12 protein-coding genes are annotated in these 16,976 nt (G+C 46.6%); 8 read left to right on the forward strand and 4 right to left on the reverse strand.

The annotated features are described in order from the left end of the window. Nucleotides 1-4 precede the first annotated feature (4 nt). The 5 genes from CLV59_RS00465 to CLV59_RS00485 all read left to right on the forward strand — a co-directional run bounded on the left by CLV59_RS00465 (nt 5) and on the right by CLV59_RS00485 (nt 7,798). Nucleotides 5-2,545: a glycoside hydrolase family 95 protein gene (locus tag CLV59_RS00465; RefSeq protein WP_111590045.1), complete on the forward strand. Its 2,541-nt coding sequence runs from the start codon at nt 5-7 to the stop codon at nt 2,543-2,545. Nucleotides 2,546-2,559: 14 nt separating this feature from the next. Next, nucleotides 2,560-4,434 carry an alpha-L-fucosidase gene (locus CLV59_RS00470; RefSeq protein ID WP_111590046.1) on the forward strand — a complete coding sequence of 625 codons (1,875 nt, stop codon included), beginning with the start codon at nt 2,560-2,562 and terminating at the stop codon, nt 4,432-4,434. Between the two features lie 23 nt (nt 4,435-4,457). Then, on the forward strand, nt 4,458-6,248 hold the full coding sequence (locus CLV59_RS00475; RefSeq protein ID WP_111590047.1) for a glycoside hydrolase family 36 protein: 1,791 nt from the start codon (nt 4,458-4,460) through the stop codon (nt 6,246-6,248). Nucleotides 6,249-6,254: 6 nt separating this feature from the next. After that, nucleotides 6,255-7,415 carry an alginate lyase family protein gene (locus CLV59_RS00480; RefSeq protein ID WP_111590048.1) on the forward strand — a complete coding sequence of 387 codons (1,161 nt, stop codon included), beginning with the start codon at nt 6,255-6,257 and terminating at the stop codon, nt 7,413-7,415. Between the two features lie 149 nt (nt 7,416-7,564). Then, nucleotides 7,565-7,798: a hypothetical protein gene (locus tag CLV59_RS00485; RefSeq protein WP_111590049.1), complete on the forward strand. Its 234-nt coding sequence runs from the start codon at nt 7,565-7,567 to the stop codon at nt 7,796-7,798. Here CLV59_RS00485 and CLV59_RS00490 read toward each other — a convergent pair. Next, on the reverse strand, nt 7,795-9,096 hold the full coding sequence (locus CLV59_RS00490; RefSeq protein WP_111590050.1) for a tetratricopeptide repeat protein: 1,302 nt from the start codon (nt 9,094-9,096) through the stop codon (nt 7,795-7,797). The genes CLV59_RS00485 and CLV59_RS00490 overlap by 4 nt on opposite strands. Nucleotides 9,097-9,280: 184 nt before the next feature. Between CLV59_RS00490 and CLV59_RS00495 the strand changes: the two genes are divergently transcribed. From CLV59_RS00495 to CLV59_RS00505, 3 genes are read left to right on the forward strand one after another with little or no spacing between them, the layout of a single operon-like run. Then, a complete protein-coding gene (locus tag CLV59_RS00495) occupies nt 9,281-10,207 on the forward strand; it encodes a FecR family protein (protein WP_111590051.1) in 927 nt (308 codons plus the stop codon). 29 nt (nt 10,208-10,236) lie between these two features. After that, complete coding sequence (locus CLV59_RS00500) at nt 10,237-11,331, forward strand: alkaline phosphatase family protein (RefSeq protein WP_170137605.1); 1,095 nt, start codon at nt 10,237-10,239, stop codon at nt 11,329-11,331. A 44-nt stretch (nt 11,332-11,375) separates the two neighbouring features. After that, nucleotides 11,376-13,424, forward strand: a complete 2,049-nt coding sequence (locus tag CLV59_RS00505) for a glycoside hydrolase family 2 protein (protein WP_111590053.1) — start codon at nt 11,376-11,378, stop codon at nt 13,422-13,424. 210 nt (nt 13,425-13,634) lie between these two features. Here the strand turns inward: CLV59_RS00505 and uxuA are convergent, their stop codons facing one another. The 3 genes from uxuA to CLV59_RS00520 form a co-directional block, all read right to left on the reverse strand. Then, nucleotides 13,635-14,810, reverse strand: coding sequence for a mannonate dehydratase (gene uxuA / locus CLV59_RS00510; protein ID WP_111590054.1), 1,176 nt, complete (start codon nt 14,808-14,810; stop codon nt 13,635-13,637). A 178-nt stretch (nt 14,811-14,988) separates the two neighbouring features. Then, the gene (locus tag CLV59_RS00515; protein WP_111590055.1) at nt 14,989-16,323 is read right to left on the reverse strand and encodes a glycerate kinase type-2 family protein; all 1,335 of its coding nucleotides are present in this window, start codon (nt 16,321-16,323) and stop codon (nt 14,989-14,991) included. A 56-nt stretch (nt 16,324-16,379) separates the two neighbouring features. Beyond that, nucleotides 16,380-16,817 carry a hypothetical protein gene (locus CLV59_RS00520; protein WP_111590056.1) on the reverse strand — a complete coding sequence of 146 codons (438 nt, stop codon included), beginning with the start codon at nt 16,815-16,817 and terminating at the stop codon, nt 16,380-16,382. Between the last annotated feature and the right edge of the window lie 159 nt (nt 16,818-16,976).

Here is a 16,976-nt window from a genome sequence, read left to right on the forward strand (position 1 = left end):
ACAGATGACCAGATACTTTTTAAGCATCAGCCTTTGCCTGTCGGCATTGAGCCTGCATGCAGCGCCACCTGATTCTCTACTGAAGCTTTGGTACAAGCAACCCGCCTCTCAATGGGTGGAAGCGCTGCCACTGGGCAATGGCCGCATTGGCGCCATGGTCTTTGGCGGCGTACAAACAGAAGAACTACAACTCAATGAAGCGACCATCTGGTCCGGTACTCCACGTAACGGCAATAATCCGCAAGCAAAAGAGTTGTTGCCACAAGTACGCCAACTTCTGAAAGAAGAAAAGTACATGGAGGCCGATAAGCTCTCCCGGGAGATGCTGGGTAAGTACAGTGCCCGCTATCTCACACTGGGTAGCCTCTTCCTGGATAATAACATTACCGGTAATGCCGATGCCTACCATCGGGAGCTTGATCTGAATACGGGCATTAGCACTGTAAAATTCACGGCTAACGGTGTCGTATATACGCGACAAACATTCATCAGTTATCCGGCGCAATTGCTGGTAATGCGTATTACCGCCAGCAAACCTGGCGCTGTCAGCTTTGATACCCGCTTTGCCAACCAGATGCCGCATGCCAATAAAGTACTGGATAAAGCGAAACACCTGGTAGCAATGAATGGCAACTGTCCTTCTTATGTGGCCGCCCGGGCCTACGAAAAAGAACAGGTTGTCTACGGCAAAGGCGAGGATGGCAGCGACCCTGTGAGCTATGCGGTATATTTACAAGCGAAATCAAAAGATGGAAATATCACAGAAGATACTGCTGGTATCCATGTGAAAAACGCGACAGATGTAGTATTACTGCTCTCCATCGGTACCAGTTATACCCGTGAAGGCGTTCGCGTCGATGCGGCTGCCCGTGCCAAAGCGGCGCTGGACAAGGCTGGCTCTATGCAGTTTGCACAACTATTATCCGGTCACGAGAAAGACTATACGAATCTGTTTAACAGGGTAGCCCTTAACTTAGGAGATGACGGCGCCGGAATTTTACCCACTGATCAGCGTTTGAAAGACTACACCGCTGCCGGAGGTAACCGTGATCCGCAACTGACCACCCTGTTATATCAGTATGGTCGTTATCTGATGATCTCCGGTTCCCGCAACGGAGGACAGGCGATGAATCTCCAGGGCCTCTGGAATAAAGAATTACAGCCACCATGGGGTTCGAACTATACCATTAACATCAATACTGAAATGAACTACTGGCCTTCTGAGTCGGCTAACCTTTCAGAATGTACAGAACCGCTGTTTAGTTTTATCAGCCTCCTGGCGAAGAATGGTCGTACTACCGCTAGCGTTAACTATGGCGCTAAAGGTTGGACAGCCCATCATAATTCAGATCTCTGGGGCATGACGAATCCAGCTGGCGGTATTGATTTTAAAGATCCCAGCGGTAATCCTAAATGGGGGATATGGCCTATGGGCGGCGCATGGCTGACCCGCCATCTCTGGGAACATTATCAATATACCGGCGATAAGAAATTCCTTGCTTCCATTTATCCACAACTGGAAGGAGCCTGCGAATTTATGCTCGACTGGCTGATCAAAGATGAGAATGGCCACTGGGTAACCAATCCGTCTACCACTCCAGAGAATAATTTCCGCGTGGACGGTAAAGCCACTGGTTCCGTGAGCATTGCCACTACCATGGATCTTTCTATTATTCGCGATTTATTTAACAATACCATCCTGGCTTCGAAAGTACTGGGCAAAAATCCGGAACTAGCCAACAGACTGACTAAAACGCTGTCGGAAATTTATCCTTTTCATGCCGGACAGTACGGACAACTGCAGGAATGGTACAAAGACTGGGATGATCCTAAAGACAGCCACAGACACGTGTCTCACCTATATGGCCTTTTCCCTGGTAATTTCATTTCTCCCCGCCATGATGCTACGCTATCGGAAGCGGCTAAACGTAGTTTATTACTGCGCGGAGATGGTGGCACAGGCTGGTCCAAATCCTGGAAGATCAACTGGTGGGCCCGACTGGAAGATGGCAATCATGCTTACACGATGTTGAATAAACAGCTGTTCCTCGCCGGCGGACAAACCGTAAGTGTGGCTGATAACAGTGGTGGTAGCTATGCCAACCTCTTTGACGCACATCCTCCGTTCCAAATAGACGGTAACTTCGGAGTAACTTCCGGTATCACTGAAATGCTCCTCCAAAGCCACGATGGCGCTATCTATCTGTTGCCCGCTTTGCCAGATGCATGGCCAACGGGATCCGTGAAAGGACTGAAAGCCAGAGGCGGATTTGAAGTAGACATGAGCTGGAAAGATGGACAACTAACGAGTGCGACTATACGCTCTACCCTGGGCGGAAACTGCCGTGTAAGAGTACAACAACCTATGAAAATTACCGGCGCTAAACCAGCAACAGGAGAAAATCAGAATCCATTCTACACGCTGGCTATGAAAGGCAAAACAGAAGTGAAAGACGCTTCCAAACTGGCCTCGCTGGATCTGAAACAGGTATATGAATATGATTTGCCTACCGCTGGCGGAAAATCCTATACCATTACCAAATAGTACTTATTCCCGTTATGAAATATCTGAAACAACTAATACTGAGTGTAGGCGTAGGCGTTATCGCTGCGCCTGCCATGGCACAAGTGAAAGGAGATGATGACGGCGTGTTGAGCCAGAAGGCTGCATCCCGCGATCAGCAAGCGATTGATAAAGCGGTGAACGGCTGGTGGAAAACATCCATGAAGGCGCATGACAGTCGCATTGAATGGTGGAGGGAAGCCCGCTTCGGCTGCTTTATTCACTGGGGCGTATACTCAGCAGCAGGCGGAGAATGGAAAGGAAAGAAAGTAGGCGGCTATGCAGAACACCTGATGAGAAAAGAAAAGATCCGCAGAGGCGAATATGATTCCCTGCTGATCCGCACTTTCAATCCAGTGGATTTTAACGCAGATGCCTGGGTGAAAATGATTAAGGCTGCCGGAATGCGTTATCTTGTTATCACTGCCAAACACCATGACGGCGTAGCAATGTATCCTACTGCCATCGGTGAATATAGTATTAAGAACTCCGCTTTTCATCAGGACCCGATGGCAGAATTAGCGGCAGCCTGTAAGAAATATGGTATTCGCTTTGGCTTCTATTATTCCCATGCATTTGACTGGGAACATCCGGATGCGCCGGGTAACGACTGGGATTACGATAACCCTGGCGGAGATAAAGACTTGCATGGAGGCCGCAACTGGTTTGATGTACACCCGGAACTGCTGCCTAAAGCAGTGAAATATGTAGATGAAAAGGCCATTCCACAGATAAAAGAACTCATTGCCAAATATCATCCGGATATTCTCTGGTTTGATACCCCGCATAAACTGCCGCTGAGCGAGAATATCCGCATCCTGGAAGCGATTCGCTCTGTGGATAACAATGTAGTAGTGAATGGCCGACTGGCACGCAGCAATGATTATTCCTTTGGCGATTATATCAATACTTCTGACCGTCCTGCGGAATTCTATCCTGTAACTGGCGATTGGGAAGCAATTCCTACTACCAACGAATCCTATGGCTATTCCAAATTTGATGATAGCCATAAACCAGTTTCATTTTTCATTCGATTACTGGCAAAAGCGGCCGACAGAGGAGGAAACTTATTAATGAATATTGGGCCTGAAGGCAATGGTGTAATAGATCCGAGAGACACGGTTATACTACATGGCATTGGTTCCTGGATGCAACGATATGGAAACAGTATTTATGGCACATCAGCATCACCATTGCCCATTCAGCCCTGGGGAGAAGTCACACAGAAAGACAATAAACTGTTCCTGCATGTTTTCTCCTGGCCTAAAAATGGCGTTCTCACAGTAGGAGGACTTACAGGCAAAGTGAAAAAAGCCTACCTGATGAATACGACCACTGCACTCAAAACAGCTGTGGTGAATCGTACAGACGTTAACGTTATACTGCCTAAATCGCCCCCAGATACTATCAATAGCGTAGTGGTGGTGGAAATGATGCCAGGCGCTGTAAGTACCGCCAATTTGCCGAGAGAGCTGGATGCAGAAGGTATTATGAATCGCTTACTGGCATATGATGCAGATCAGACTGGAAAAGGATTTTCAAGAGGGGATGGGAAGACAGCCAGCTATTGGGTGGCAGGCATCGCTCGCCAGGATCAGGTGCTGAGCTGGAAAGTGAAGGTGGTGAAAAAGACGACTTTCAGCCTTTCTGCAAAATACCTGAGCGATCTTGCTGGGCAACAATACACGGTGAAAGTTGGTGAGCAGCAACTGACAGGTACGGTACCCACTCAGAAGGGTAATATCAATGAATCGCTGGGTAAAGTAACCCTGGCTCCGGGAGAGTATGTTGTCTCCCTACAACCAGCATCCAATAACACAAAAGAACTGATGAAATTATTTGAACTGCAGTTGACAGCAGTATCTAAATAAAATCGTCCTTAATAAATTTCACGATGAAGAAACCATTTTTCTATCTGCTAGGTAGTGCCATGCTGATGGGTCTTTCGGCCATGGCGGGCGTATCAGATCAGTTTATACAATCGCTCAAAAACAGCCAGGGTGTTGTTTACCAGGCGAATGGGGCGGTGGCGCCAGCCTCTGTTAAGTTATTCAGAACCTGGAATAATGAAGTTTGCAATATTCGTATAGTCAATACCGGTAGTACTTCTATCCGACTGAAAGAAGTAGTTCTCGGTAGCGTGGCGAAAGTATTGCCTGGTAGTACGCCTTTCTATGCGGAAGGTTTCCAGATGTTGTCCCAGACAGCCGGCACCTTGGAGAAGCCCGAGAACCTGGGCAACTACACCGATGCGGGGCATTACCGTATTCCTCAGCCAGATGGTTATCTCGCAGTATATAACCTGCTTCGTCTTTATCCATCGGCAGATGCGGAGTTATTACTGGGATACACCAGCAGTAAACGTTGGGTAGGTAAATTTTATATTTCGAAAGATACGATCAAACTAGCCGAAGACCTGGAAAACATGGAATTGGCTCCGGGCAAGGAGTTTCAGCTGGAAGAACTGATGGTCGCTAAAGGAAAAGATGGTAATCAGTTGCTGGATAAATTCGCAGGCAGGATTCAGAAAAATCATCCGCGCTTGGAATTTAAAGCTCCTCCGGATGGATGGTGCTCCTGGTATTGCTTCGGTCCGAAAGTGACAGCAAAAAATGTATACGATAACCTGGATTATATCAAAGCGAACGCGCCGGTGCTGAAATACATTCAGCTGGATGATGGCTACCAGCCTCATATGGGCGACTGGCTGGCCGTAGGGAATTCCTTTGGAGGCAATGTGCAGCAGGTACTGCATACCATCAAAGAGAAAGGCTTTGAGCCAGCTATCTGGGTGGCTCCTTTTATCTGTGATAGTAACTCCGCCGTTTTCAAAGAACATCCTGAGTGGCTGGTGAAAGACAGTACTGGTCAGCCTTTGCGTAGTGATAAAGTTACTTTCGGCGGATGGCGCTGGAAGCCTTGGTATGTACTGGATGGAACAAATCCTGCTGTACAAAAGCATCTGACGGAAGTATTCACTGTTATGCGTCAGCAATGGGGTGTTACCTACTTCAAACTGGATGCGAATTTCTGGGGCGCAATTCACGGCGGTGTGTACTTTGATAAAAATGCTACCCGTGTAGAAGCCTATCGCAGAGGAATGGAAGCCATTATTAAAGGAACGGGCAATGCATTCCTGTTGGGATGTAATCATCCGATCTGGCCTTCACTGGGGCTGGTACATGGTAGTCGCAGTTCCATGGATATCAAGCGTAAATGGGAAGTGTTTGAAAGATCCGGTAGAGAAAACCTTTATCGCTCCTGGCAGAATGGACGTCTGTGGTGGAATGATCCGGATTGCCTGGTGCTGACCGGCGATATGCCTGATAATGAATATCAGTTCCATGCAGCGTTGTTATATGCTACCGGCGGTATGCTCCTCAGTGGTGATGACCTGACCGTTATTTCTCCGGAAAGACTGAATATGCTGCGCAAGGCGGCTCCGCCAACCGGCAAAGCTGCTGCATTTGAGAATACAAAGTTCGAAGTAGGCCGTGTGAAAGCTGGAAATGAACAAAGAGTAATCCTGCTCAACTGGGATGCATCTCCCAAAAAACTTTCTGTAAAACTGGATAAACCAACAGAGGTGTTTGACTACTGGACAGGGAAAAGTCTGGGTAAATTCACCGGTACTTACAGTACAGAACTAACAGGTCATGACGGTAAAGTGCTTACATTCAAATAATTGCAAATGATCCGGAATATTTTCCTTTTACTCCTGATAATGATGACACTGGGAGCCAGCGCACAAAAGCGCTGGCGGGACCAGGTGATAAATGACATGCGGCCGGCTATTCTGGAAAGGGCGGCATGGGCTGCTAAGCAGGAACCTGAAACGATTACTGCGTTTAGGTGTGACCGTAGTGCGGGCGGTATGCACGACTTCTACTCTGAAGGTGATTACTGGTGGCCGAATCCGGTGAGTGTGGATAGTCCTTACATTCAGAAGGATGGACAAAGTAATCCGGATAATTTCGTGGCGCATCGTCAGGCGATGATTCGGTTTAGCCGGATCATGGGTGCGCTGGCAGCGGGATACATGGCCAGTCAGGATAAGACTTACCTGGAAAAAGCATTGTTACATGCGAAAGCCTGGTTTGCAGATCCTGCTACCATGATGCATCCAAATTTACAGTTTGCCCAGGCCATCAAAGGACGTGCAACAGGCAGAGGTATCGGGATTATTGATACTATCCAGTTGATGGAAGTAGTGCAGGCATTGAAAATTATGGAGAAGGCAGGCATTATTCCTGCTGCTGATTTGGTGGCTATCCGTTCCTGGTTTGAGCAATATTTACAATGGCTGACTACCCATCCTTATGGAAAAGAGGAGATGAAGGCAGCGAACAATCACGGTACCTGTTGGGTGATGCAGGTAGCGGTATTTGCTTCTTTTACTCATAATGATAGTCTGCTGACTTTCTGTACGGACAGATATAAGAATGTGTTGCTGCCGTCGCAGATGGCTGTGGATGGGAGTTTCCCGCTGGAGTTGAAGCGTACTAAACCTTACGGCTACTCGTTATTTAATCTGGATGCGATGAGTACTATTTGTCAGGTACTGAGTAAGCCAGGAGATAATCTGTGGGCTTATACTGCAGAAAAGACTAAAATGATCTCCAAGGGTATTTCCTGGATGTATCCTTTTGTGAAGGATAAGAACAACTGGCCTTTTGCGCATGATATTATGTATTGGGAGAACTGGCCGGTAGCGCAGCCTTTCCTGATATTTGGTGCAGCGGCATATAATAAAAAAGAGTATTATCAAACCTGGTTAAGACTGGATCATGATCCGCAGGTAGAAGAGGTGTTGAGGAACCTACCAGTTAGGAATCCTTTAATCTGGCTATAGAAAAGACAAAAAAGCGGGGATTTTTTCAAAAAAACGAAAAAATCCCCGCTTTTTTTTGCCCCAAATTTCCAAAACGTTAAATCTGCCGACTGAAGTATTATCAACAATAATAATGCGTATATTTAAAGTCTATGCAAAAACTTTAGAGTATGAGTTGGATGGATGACCTCTATGTGATTTACCAGAAGCTGGATGCCAACAGCTGTCAGGAGGTAAAAAAAGAAATCATAAAAGCACAGTTAAATGGTTGCAGTGATGGTACCATATATTTTCTGGTATTGCAACAGCTGGTGCGTATTAAGCGCGAGAAAGCGCCTGTATATGAGTTGATCAGTGGGGAAGTGGAGCGTATTATACATGCTGGTAGCAGTTATGTGCACTAGCCTTTTAGTTCCTCAATCAGTTTCTGTACTTTAATATAATTAGGAGCACCTTCCGGGATCTGCACGAGCCAGTCCAGGCATTCCTGTTTATGGCCTTCTTTCAGGTAACTTAATGCGATGTAGAAAGCTGCCTCGTAGCGGATTTTATTGTCGCCATTATAAACCATGAGGAGGTCTTTTCTGGCTGCTTCTATCTGGTTGAGATCTACAAGGCATACGCCCCGGAAGTAGCGGGCATAAATATTTTCCGGATTTTTTTCCAGTACGGCATTGAGGTGTTGCAGGGCATCGCTGAAGTGTCCGCGGTTAAACTCTGCCATGATATCTTGTGGCAGGTCTAGCGAATCGTTGCCGAACGCCTGCATTTCCGTAGAAGAGAACTGGCTGTAGATATTTTTTCGCCATGGGCTGATATACAGCATGGTGGCAAGTCCTATTGCCAGAATGGCTACACCGATGATATAATTACGTATAGGCGTTACCGAAGTATCTTTAGAGGAGAACCAGGCGTTGCGATGTGCATATAACTGATGTTGTAATTCATCGCGGTCGGTATCCGTACAGATGCGTTGTGCCAGCAGTTTCCGAATCAGGTCGAAGCGTTTGACCTGGCTACTGAGGGTGATATTGGTGCGTAGTTTATCGGCGTATGCTTTTTTATCGGCTTCATTCATGAAGTTGCTGAGGTAGGCATCAGCATTACCTATTTCTGTTTCGCTGGGGGCATCAGAAGTTTTCAGTGCCCCGTCTATGTTGCGGAACAGTCGGTGAAAGCAATCGGCTCTTCTGGCGGGCAGTTCTGCTACAGGTATTTTTAGTTCAGCGGCAATATCTGACTGGAGGCAGTCTGTCAGTGCCCATTTGATGACCTCTTTACAACTATCGTCTAGTTGGAGGTATTGATGATAGGCCATTCTTCTTTTTTCTCCTTCCTTGAGCACATCTTCCAGGTCAATCATGTCTTCTCTTCCAAGGGTGGCCGTTTCATCGGCTTCCAGGCCTGGAATACGCTGACCTCTCCTTTCTACTTCTTTTTCCCAGACACGTTTACTGAGCAGGATAAGAAAAGCATCGAAGGAAGATACCTGGAGTGGATGACGTCTGACGTAGAAATAAATATCCAGCAATACTTCTTCAAATATATGAGCGGCATCCCTTACAGAGCCTCCTTTCTGCTGGATAAAACGCTGAGCTTTGACCGCAAATTTCTGGTAGATACTATTGATAACATCCGGGTTATGATGTAATAGTCCGTCGATATAATCCTGTTCATTATCAGACAGTGATTCAGGTGTCATACGCTGGGGGATTTTGCCTGTTCTCTTACTAATTTATTAAACCTTCCACAGCTGACCTAATAATTTTATTCTGTCAGTCACATACGGATTTTTACTATATTTACTGCCGCATTATAATGCAGTTATAGGACAGAGACTTCAGAGAGAGTATTCTCCCTTGTCTTGCACAGGAAGGAATGAAATTATGTACCAGCCGACTACAGACACTACTGATCTGATTGTTCGATTTATCAATGCACCTCATGATCCACAGTTACAGGATCAGATAGCCGAGTTGAGAAACAAGGGTCCGGAACAGGCTGCTTACCTGGAAAATTTACTAAAGCACTGGTTGGAGGACGACCTGCAGCCACTGCCTGTGACCAGGCGACAACCGAATACGCCGCGTCTTCTGAAATGGTGTCTGCTGATTTTGTTATTGATTGCCGTCATTATTGTCGGTTATATTTTTTTTTCCAGGCAGCCACTGGTAATAAATAAAAACCGCACCGGATATATCGATTCCTTGTTACTGAAAGATGGTACCAAGGCCATAATGAATGGGAATGCAGAAATAGCCTATCCGCAACGCTTTGATAAAGGCGGAAGGAAGATCTATATGTACGGGGGAGAAGTATTTTTTGATATCCCCAAGGTATCCGGAGAGGAGATGCAATTGAAAATAGGCAAAGAAGTGACGCTATCAACCGAAATGGCGTCTTTTAACGTGCGTATGGACGGACGCAGTGTAGCCGTATACGTGATAAATGGCAAAGTGAAGATGCGCAGTTCTGGATATGATGATCTGCTCCTTACCCCGGGATTACAGGGAAGTTTAACGGAACAAGAAGGGTTACAGCAAAGCGTGATGCGTAGTGATGGCGCATTGGCCTGGAAAACTGGCCGTCTCCACTTTAATAATGTGCCATTGAAAGAAGTACTGGAAGTAGTCAGAAATTACTATGACATCCAGGTAGAAGTACCGCCATCTGCCAGAGAGGCCTTGAAAAGATCGGTGACCGCCAACTTCGATGCAGAAGGGGCGGAGAAGGTATTGGAAGTAGTCAGTAAAAAAATTGGTGTATTTATTACGAAAGATAAGGAAGGAAGATATTATCTTACGCTGAAGTAAGCGGCCTTGCCGCATTAATGCTGGTGAACATGAAAAAAAATCTTTCTCTGATGGTGGCCATCCTTCTGGCTGCCACTACTGCTTTTGCACAAAAAAGTACAAAAACGCAACATATCGTCTATATCTCCATTGATGGTTATCGTTGGAAAGAGTTATTCCGTGGCCCGGAATGGGAGCTGCTGGTGGATAAAAAGTACAACGCTGCCGATTCCGCCCATCAGGTGAAAGCCTATTGGGCCAATACTGCCCAGGAGAGAAGAGCCAAACTGATGCCTTTCACCTGGAATTATATTGCCAGGAATGGTCAGTTATATGGAAACCGGGATTCCGGTAACCTGGTAAATGTGCGTAACCCATACTGGATATCCTACCCTGGACGTAGTGAAAGCATTACTGGCTTTGCAGATCCGGCAGTAAAATCAAATGGCCATCCAGACAATCAGAATGATAATGTCTTTGAGTTTCTGAACAAACAGAAAGGATTCCAGGGTAAGATAGTCACCTTTGCCTCATGGGATGCAGTAGCACGCATTGTAAACCGCAACCGCAATGGCATGTTGGTGAATATTCCGGGAGAGGATGTTACCGGTAAAAATCTTTCTGCCGCTCAAATACTCGCCAACGAAGTACAACACCTGGCCCCTCCAGTATTTGGCGCCGGAGAGCGACTGGATGTGAATACCTATGAGATAGCTAAAGCCTATATTCAGGCACAGCACCCGAGAGTAGTGTACCTCGACCTGGCCGATACGGATGAATATGGCCATGACGGACAATATGATAAATACCTGAGCGCCATTCATAGTGTAGATGCCATGATTGGTAACCTCTGGAATGATATGCAGAAAGACCCGTTCTACAAAGATAAAACCACCTTCATCATCATTCCGGACCATGGCCGTGGCGATGGCGATCAATGGACAGATCACTACTCCAATGTGCCCAATTGCAACAATACCTGGATGATGGTGCTGGGCCCTGATACCCCGTCTACCGGTGAAGTATCTACGAAAACGCAGATCTGGCACGACCAGTTTGCACAAACCCTCGCGAATCTGCTGGGCTATCAATATAGCAGCCAACAACATTCCGTCGGCAACGCCGTTAAATCTGTATTCAAATAGTCATTCTTTACACGTAATACTAGAAGCAAACCTTTGCTTACACCATGAAAAAATTATTCCTTGCAAGTATCAGCTTACTTGCAGCAACTATTCAACAATCGATTGCACAGGGACGTGCAGAGCTCCCGTTGACAAAGAACTGGCTGTTTACCAAAGCCGATTACAGTCCGAAAGACAGTGCTGCGCCGCATACCTGGGAAACCATTAACCTGCCACATACCTGGAATAACAAGGATATGCAGGCGGGAAAAGATTTCTACGCTGGCAATGGCCTGTATAAGAAATCCCTGTCGATCGACGCCGCCATTAAAGGAAAACAGGTATTCCTTCGTTTTGAAGGCGCCGGTCAGGTGGCTGATGTCTATGTCAACAATAAATTTATAGGCCAGCATAAAGGCGGATACAGCGCCTTCGCGATGGAGATCACCTATGCCCTCAACTATGGCGGAGAGAATACCATCATCGTGAAAGTGAATAACGAACCGCGCAAGGATGTGATTCCCATCAACAACAACCTGTTTGGTATCTATGGGGGTATTTATCGCCCCGTGAGCCTAGTTATCACAGATAAGCTTCATATTGCTACTACCGACTATGCCTCTCCCGGCGTATTTATCCGTCAGCAAAATGTAAGTGCCGAAGGAGCAGATATTACTATCAGTACCAAACTCGATAACCGTTTTGAACAAGCGCAGGCAGCCGCGTTGCGGACCCGCATCTACACACAATCCGGCCAGCTCGCGAAAGAAATCAATACTAATATCAATGTACTTGCACAAGGACGACAAACCTTCACCCAACAAGCGCATATGGATAAACCGCATTTGTGGAATGGCTTGAAAGACCCGCATCTGTATAAGGTTGTCGTATCTCTCATTGGAAAAAATGACGAGGTCATTGATGAAATAACGCAGCCTTTAGGGATTCGTAAGTTCGAAATCAAAGCCGGTAAAGGGTTCTATCTGAACGATCAGCCTTATCGCTTGTATGGCGTTTGCAGACACCAGGATTGGTGGGGCTATGGTAGCGCTCTCGAAAACTGGCAGCATGCGCAGGATCTGGATATGATTAAGGAAATGGGCGCGAACTCGATTCGTTTTGCGCATTATCAGCAAGCGGATTATATCTATGCAAAATGCGATAGTATCGGATTTGTGATCTGGGCGGAAGTACCTTTTGTAAACGCTGTTTCCGGCCAGGAAGGCGACAACGCCAAACAACAGATTACAGAATTAATAAAGCAGCAGTTTAATCATCCATCCATCTACACCTGGGGCATGCATAACGAGGTGTATGAAAAAACGCCGGCAGATTTTGTGAGTACGCAAACAGCTGAAATGGTGGATATCGCCAAAACATTAGATCCGGACAGATATACCGTTAGCGTAAATGGATATGGTACTATGGAACGTCCGGAAAACCGCAATGCGGATATTCAGGGCATGAACCGTTACTATGGCTGGTATGAAGGGAAAACACCGGATCTGGAGAAATGGGTAACAGGACTGGAACAAAAATACCCTGATCACAAAGTCGTACTCAGCGAATACGGTGGCGATGGTAACGTGAACCAACATGCGGAAGTATTGCCGGAAGTGGAATACGGAGGAGCATTTATGCCAGAAGAAAGGGAGACGCGGATTCACGAAATTCAATGGGGTATCATTGCGAAGCATCCCTATCTGGTGTCTTCCTACCTGTGGAATATGTTCGACTTCTGTGCGCCATTGTGGACCAGAGGAGGCGTGCCGGCACGTAACATGAAAGGACTCGTTACATTCGACAGGCAGCTGCGCAAGGATGTGTTCTATTGGTATAAAGCCAACTGGAGTACTGAGCCGGTAGTATATATTTCAGATCGTCGTTTGACAGAGAGAACCCAGGCTACTACTACAGTAACGGTTTATGATAACATTGGTACGCCGGTACTCACGCTGAATGGTAAAACCCTGAGTAATCCAAAGCAGGGAACCACTGCAGTGCATTTTGTATATGAAAATGTGCAGTTGAAAAAAGGAAAGAATGTGCTGGTTTGCACCGGAACAAAAGAGGGTAAGAAATATACGGACAAAGTGGAGTGGACTTTGAAGTAATATAAGCGGGAAAGAAAAAAGCCTGTCTCTTGTGAGGCAGGCTTTTTTTATTGCAGAATATGTTTGAAACAGTCGGGACTGTACTAGTGATGAGCTATCACTGTATTATTCAGTCACGGGAGCTGGTTTCGCGTAGTATCTCAAACCGGCGGTAGTATTGCTGATCCCTACCTTAAATCCTTGCACGGTTCTGATACTGGTGGATTTAAGTCAATCGGCGCTTAAAGCTCCGGCGATACCCATTTCCAGGCCGCGCAGTTCTGCCAGTCCGCGGAGACGGCCGATGGCGCTGTAGCCAGGATTGGTTTTCTTATGCAGATCGTCCAGCATCTGATGGCCATGATCCGGGCGCATAGGGATTACCACATTGCGGCGTTTCATGGTGAGCAGGATGTTCTTGATGACATGGAACATATCCACATCGCCTTCCAGGTGGTTGGCTTCATGGAAATTACCCAGGAAGTCGCGTTGTGTGCTGCGCAGATGGATAAAGTGGATGTGATCTCCCAAACGTTCTACCATACCTGGCAGGTCGTTATCTGCTCTTACGCCGTAGGAGCCGGTGCAGAAGCATAAACCGTTGGATTTATAAGGAGCGGCCACCAGTAATTCTTTGGCATCCTGTTCGGTGCTTACCACGCGGGGCAGACCGAAGATAGGGAACGGAGGATCGTCTGGGTGGATGGCGAGTTTCACGCCTGCTTCTTCTGCTACTGGTGCAATTTGTTGCAGGAAGTAGAAGAGATGCAATTTCAGTTGAGTTGCATCAATGCCTTTGTAAGTATCGAGTGCCTCCTGGAATTGTTGGAGGGAGAAGCTTTCTTCTGAACCCGGCAGACCTGCAATAATATTTTTTTGCAGGAGTGTTTTTTCTTCCACAGTCATGCTGTCGAATTTTTCTTTTGCGCGGGCAATTTCTTCTTCGGTATAGTCTTTTTCAGCGTTGGGTCTTGCCAGTATGAAAAGGTCGAACGCCATGTATGCGGCCTTTTCAAAGCGGAGTGCTTTGGAGCCGTCTTCTACGGTATATGCAAGGTCAGTGCGGGTCCAGTCCAGCACCGGCATAAAATTGTAGGTAACAGTCTTAATGCCGCATGCAGCCAGGTTACGTATTGATTGCTGATAGTTGGTGATGTATTCCCGGAAACGGCCACGTTGCGTTTTGATGTCTTCATGAACGGGAATGCTTTCCACTACAGACCAGGTAAGGCCGGCAGCTTCAATCAGCTGTTTGCGTTGTAATATTTCTTCCTTCGTCCATACCGCTCCGTTAGGCAGATGATGCAAGGCTGTAACGATGCCAGTTGCGCCAGCCTGTCTGATATCAGCCAGACTAACCGGATCATTAGGCCCGAACCATCGCCATGTCTGTTCCATTCTCAGCATAATGCTATTAGGTTTATAAGTCCAAAAGTAAGTAATCCAAACCCCAAAAATAAAATCTCTCTGCACATATACAAACTTTAAGTGTGTGAAAAAGAATAACCTTTTGTGTTACTCCTTTCAAATGTGCTACTGTGGCTTGTTTAGAGAGATGTTAATGCCGTAGTTAACAACTGTGTTTTCAGGTGATCAGTACGATTTGAATGTCCATCACATTTGTATGTGTAGGACCAGTGATAAAAAGACGGTCTGTCTGTTTGAAAAAATGGTATGCATCATTGTTGTCCAGATAGGCTGCTGTATTGAGTTGTAGCGATTGAGTACGTTGTAACGTATATGCATCTGCGATGGCCCCGGCAGCATCGGTGGGTCCGTCTGTGCCATCTGTACCTGCACTCAGTAGTGTGATATGTGCGGCTTTTTCTCCTGCTTGCTCCAGCTCCAGTACCGCTGCCAGCGCCAGTTCCTGGTTACGTCCGCCTTTGCCTTTGCCCCGAATGGTCACGGTGGTTTCGCCTCCTTGCAGTAAACATGCCGGGCGATGCTGATCATATGTCAATGCCTTTTGGATGAGTTGCCGGCCTGTCGTACGTGCTTCCCCGGTAGCGCATTCTTTGCTGAGCATGACTGCATATCCCAGCGTTTTCGCCTTTGCTGCAGCGGCTTCCAGGGCAATGGTATTTGTGCCTGTCAGAAAGTTATGCACATTTATAAATGCTGGATCTCCGGCTTTGGCAGTTTCGGGAACTTCTCCTGAACATCCTTTACGGATATGAGTAAGGATTGTTGCCGGAATTTTATGAGTGAGATGATATTTGTTCAGGATGGCCATGGTATCCTCAAAGGTAGTAGGGTCGGGCACTCCCGGGCCGGAACCAATTACTTCCAACTGGTCGCCGGGCACATCGCTGAGGATGATGGAGCATAAAGTAGCAGGGTAAATATGTTTGGCTAATTGTCCTCCTTTCACCGCGGATAAGTGTTTTCTGATGGTGTTCATCTCCGAAATAGCTGCACCGGAATGCAGGAGTAGCTGGAATAATTCCTGTATTTCTTCCAGGGTACAACCTGCCGGAACATCTGCCAGCAGAGAGGAAGCGCCGCCGGATAGCAAGAAAATAACGAGGTCGTGTGGCTGGAGATTATTCACCGCTGCTAATATTTGTTGCGTTGCAAGCACACTGTTGGCATCCGGAACAGGATGACCGGCTTCTATCAACTGCAGTTGTTGTAAAGGCAGGGAATGGTGGTATTTAGTCACTACCGTCCCTTGAAGGAGTACATGTGGCAATAGTATAGCTTCCAGTTCCTGAGCCATGGCGGCAGCAGCTTTACCTGCTCCGATGACGATTACTTTTCCATGAACAGGGAAGGGAGTGCCGGCAATGTAGATCGTGTCTCCCCGAAACTCGACTGTTTTAGGTATAAATATTCCTGGTTGTACCGCTGCAACTGCTGCCTGGAAGATTTCCTGGATATCGTGAAAGGTGTTCATGGTTTTTAATAAAAATGCCATACAAAGGTACTTGCTTACCTCCTGTATGGCTTATGAAAATTATATCCAGACACGTTTTATTGTTGCTGATGGGCTTCGCGGCGCTGGCGTTTTTTCTCCATCTTAGCCTCCAGTTGTTCTTTTTTGTTGAGGTTCCAGTCGTTCCATTTCTTATACTGCGCGGCGGTGAGTACTGTTTTAAAACGTTGATTTCGTTCGTTGTTCAGGTGATGCAGCCGGCCCATTCTCTCTTTGCTGGTCAATGTTTTATTGACATGGATGCTATCTGTCTGTCTTAAGATATCCAGGTTGATAGCATAGATTTCCCTGCTTTGGTCCTTGGTTAGTCCTAGTTGCCTGGTTAATTTGTCTGTCATTTTATCGGCGCGGCCTTCGGCATTCCACTTGCCGAGATGGGCGGTTGCCGGTTCGTTATTTTGCGCAAATAGGCTGTTGCTGAGGCTCAGTAACAGAAATCCCGCGAGGATTAGGGTATAAGCGGATACTTTTTTCATAGTCAGCCAGATTGTATTATAACAATACTTAACGGATAAAATGCTCCATAAATTATCCCTTTTTCGTGTTAATGCAAAATGTTTATGGGCCTTTCCGGGGACGGTCCTTTGCCATTCATAAAAAAATCGATTTTTTACTTAGTATGGCATTTTGGAATG

The organism is Chitinophaga dinghuensis (assembly GCF_003259435.1).
Lineage (GTDB): Bacteria > Bacteroidota > Bacteroidia > Chitinophagales > Chitinophagaceae > Chitinophaga > Chitinophaga dinghuensis.

Coding starts and splice junctions, on each gene's coding strand:
- uxuA (WP_111590054.1), bottom strand. CDS start 14,810: ATGCTGAGAATGGAACAGACATGGCGATGGTTCGGGCCTAATGATCCG.
- CLV59_RS00475 (WP_111590047.1), top strand. CDS start 4,458: ATGAAGAAACCATTTTTCTATCTGCTAGGTAGTGCCATGCTGATGGGT.
- CLV59_RS00505 (WP_111590053.1), top strand. CDS start 11,376: ATGAAAAAATTATTCCTTGCAAGTATCAGCTTACTTGCAGCAACTATT.
- CLV59_RS00520 (WP_111590056.1), bottom strand. CDS start 16,817: ATGAAAAAAGTATCCGCTTATACCCTAATCCTCGCGGGATTTCTGTTA.
- CLV59_RS00470 (WP_111590046.1), top strand. CDS start 2,560: ATGAAATATCTGAAACAACTAATACTGAGTGTAGGCGTAGGCGTTATC.
- CLV59_RS00495 (WP_111590051.1), top strand. CDS start 9,281: ATGTACCAGCCGACTACAGACACTACTGATCTGATTGTTCGATTTATC.
- CLV59_RS00515 (WP_111590055.1), bottom strand. CDS start 16,323: ATGGCATTTTTATTAAAAACCATGAACACCTTTCACGATATCCAGGAA.
- CLV59_RS00465 (WP_111590045.1), top strand. CDS start 5: ATGACCAGATACTTTTTAAGCATCAGCCTTTGCCTGTCGGCATTGAGC.
- CLV59_RS00490 (WP_111590050.1), bottom strand. CDS start 9,096: ATGACACCTGAATCACTGTCTGATAATGAACAGGATTATATCGACGGA.
- CLV59_RS00485 (WP_111590049.1), top strand. CDS start 7,565: ATGAGTTGGATGGATGACCTCTATGTGATTTACCAGAAGCTGGATGCC.
- CLV59_RS00480 (WP_111590048.1), top strand. CDS start 6,255: ATGATCCGGAATATTTTCCTTTTACTCCTGATAATGATGACACTGGGA.
- CLV59_RS00500 (WP_170137605.1), top strand. CDS start 10,237: ATGAAAAAAAATCTTTCTCTGATGGTGGCCATCCTTCTGGCTGCCACT.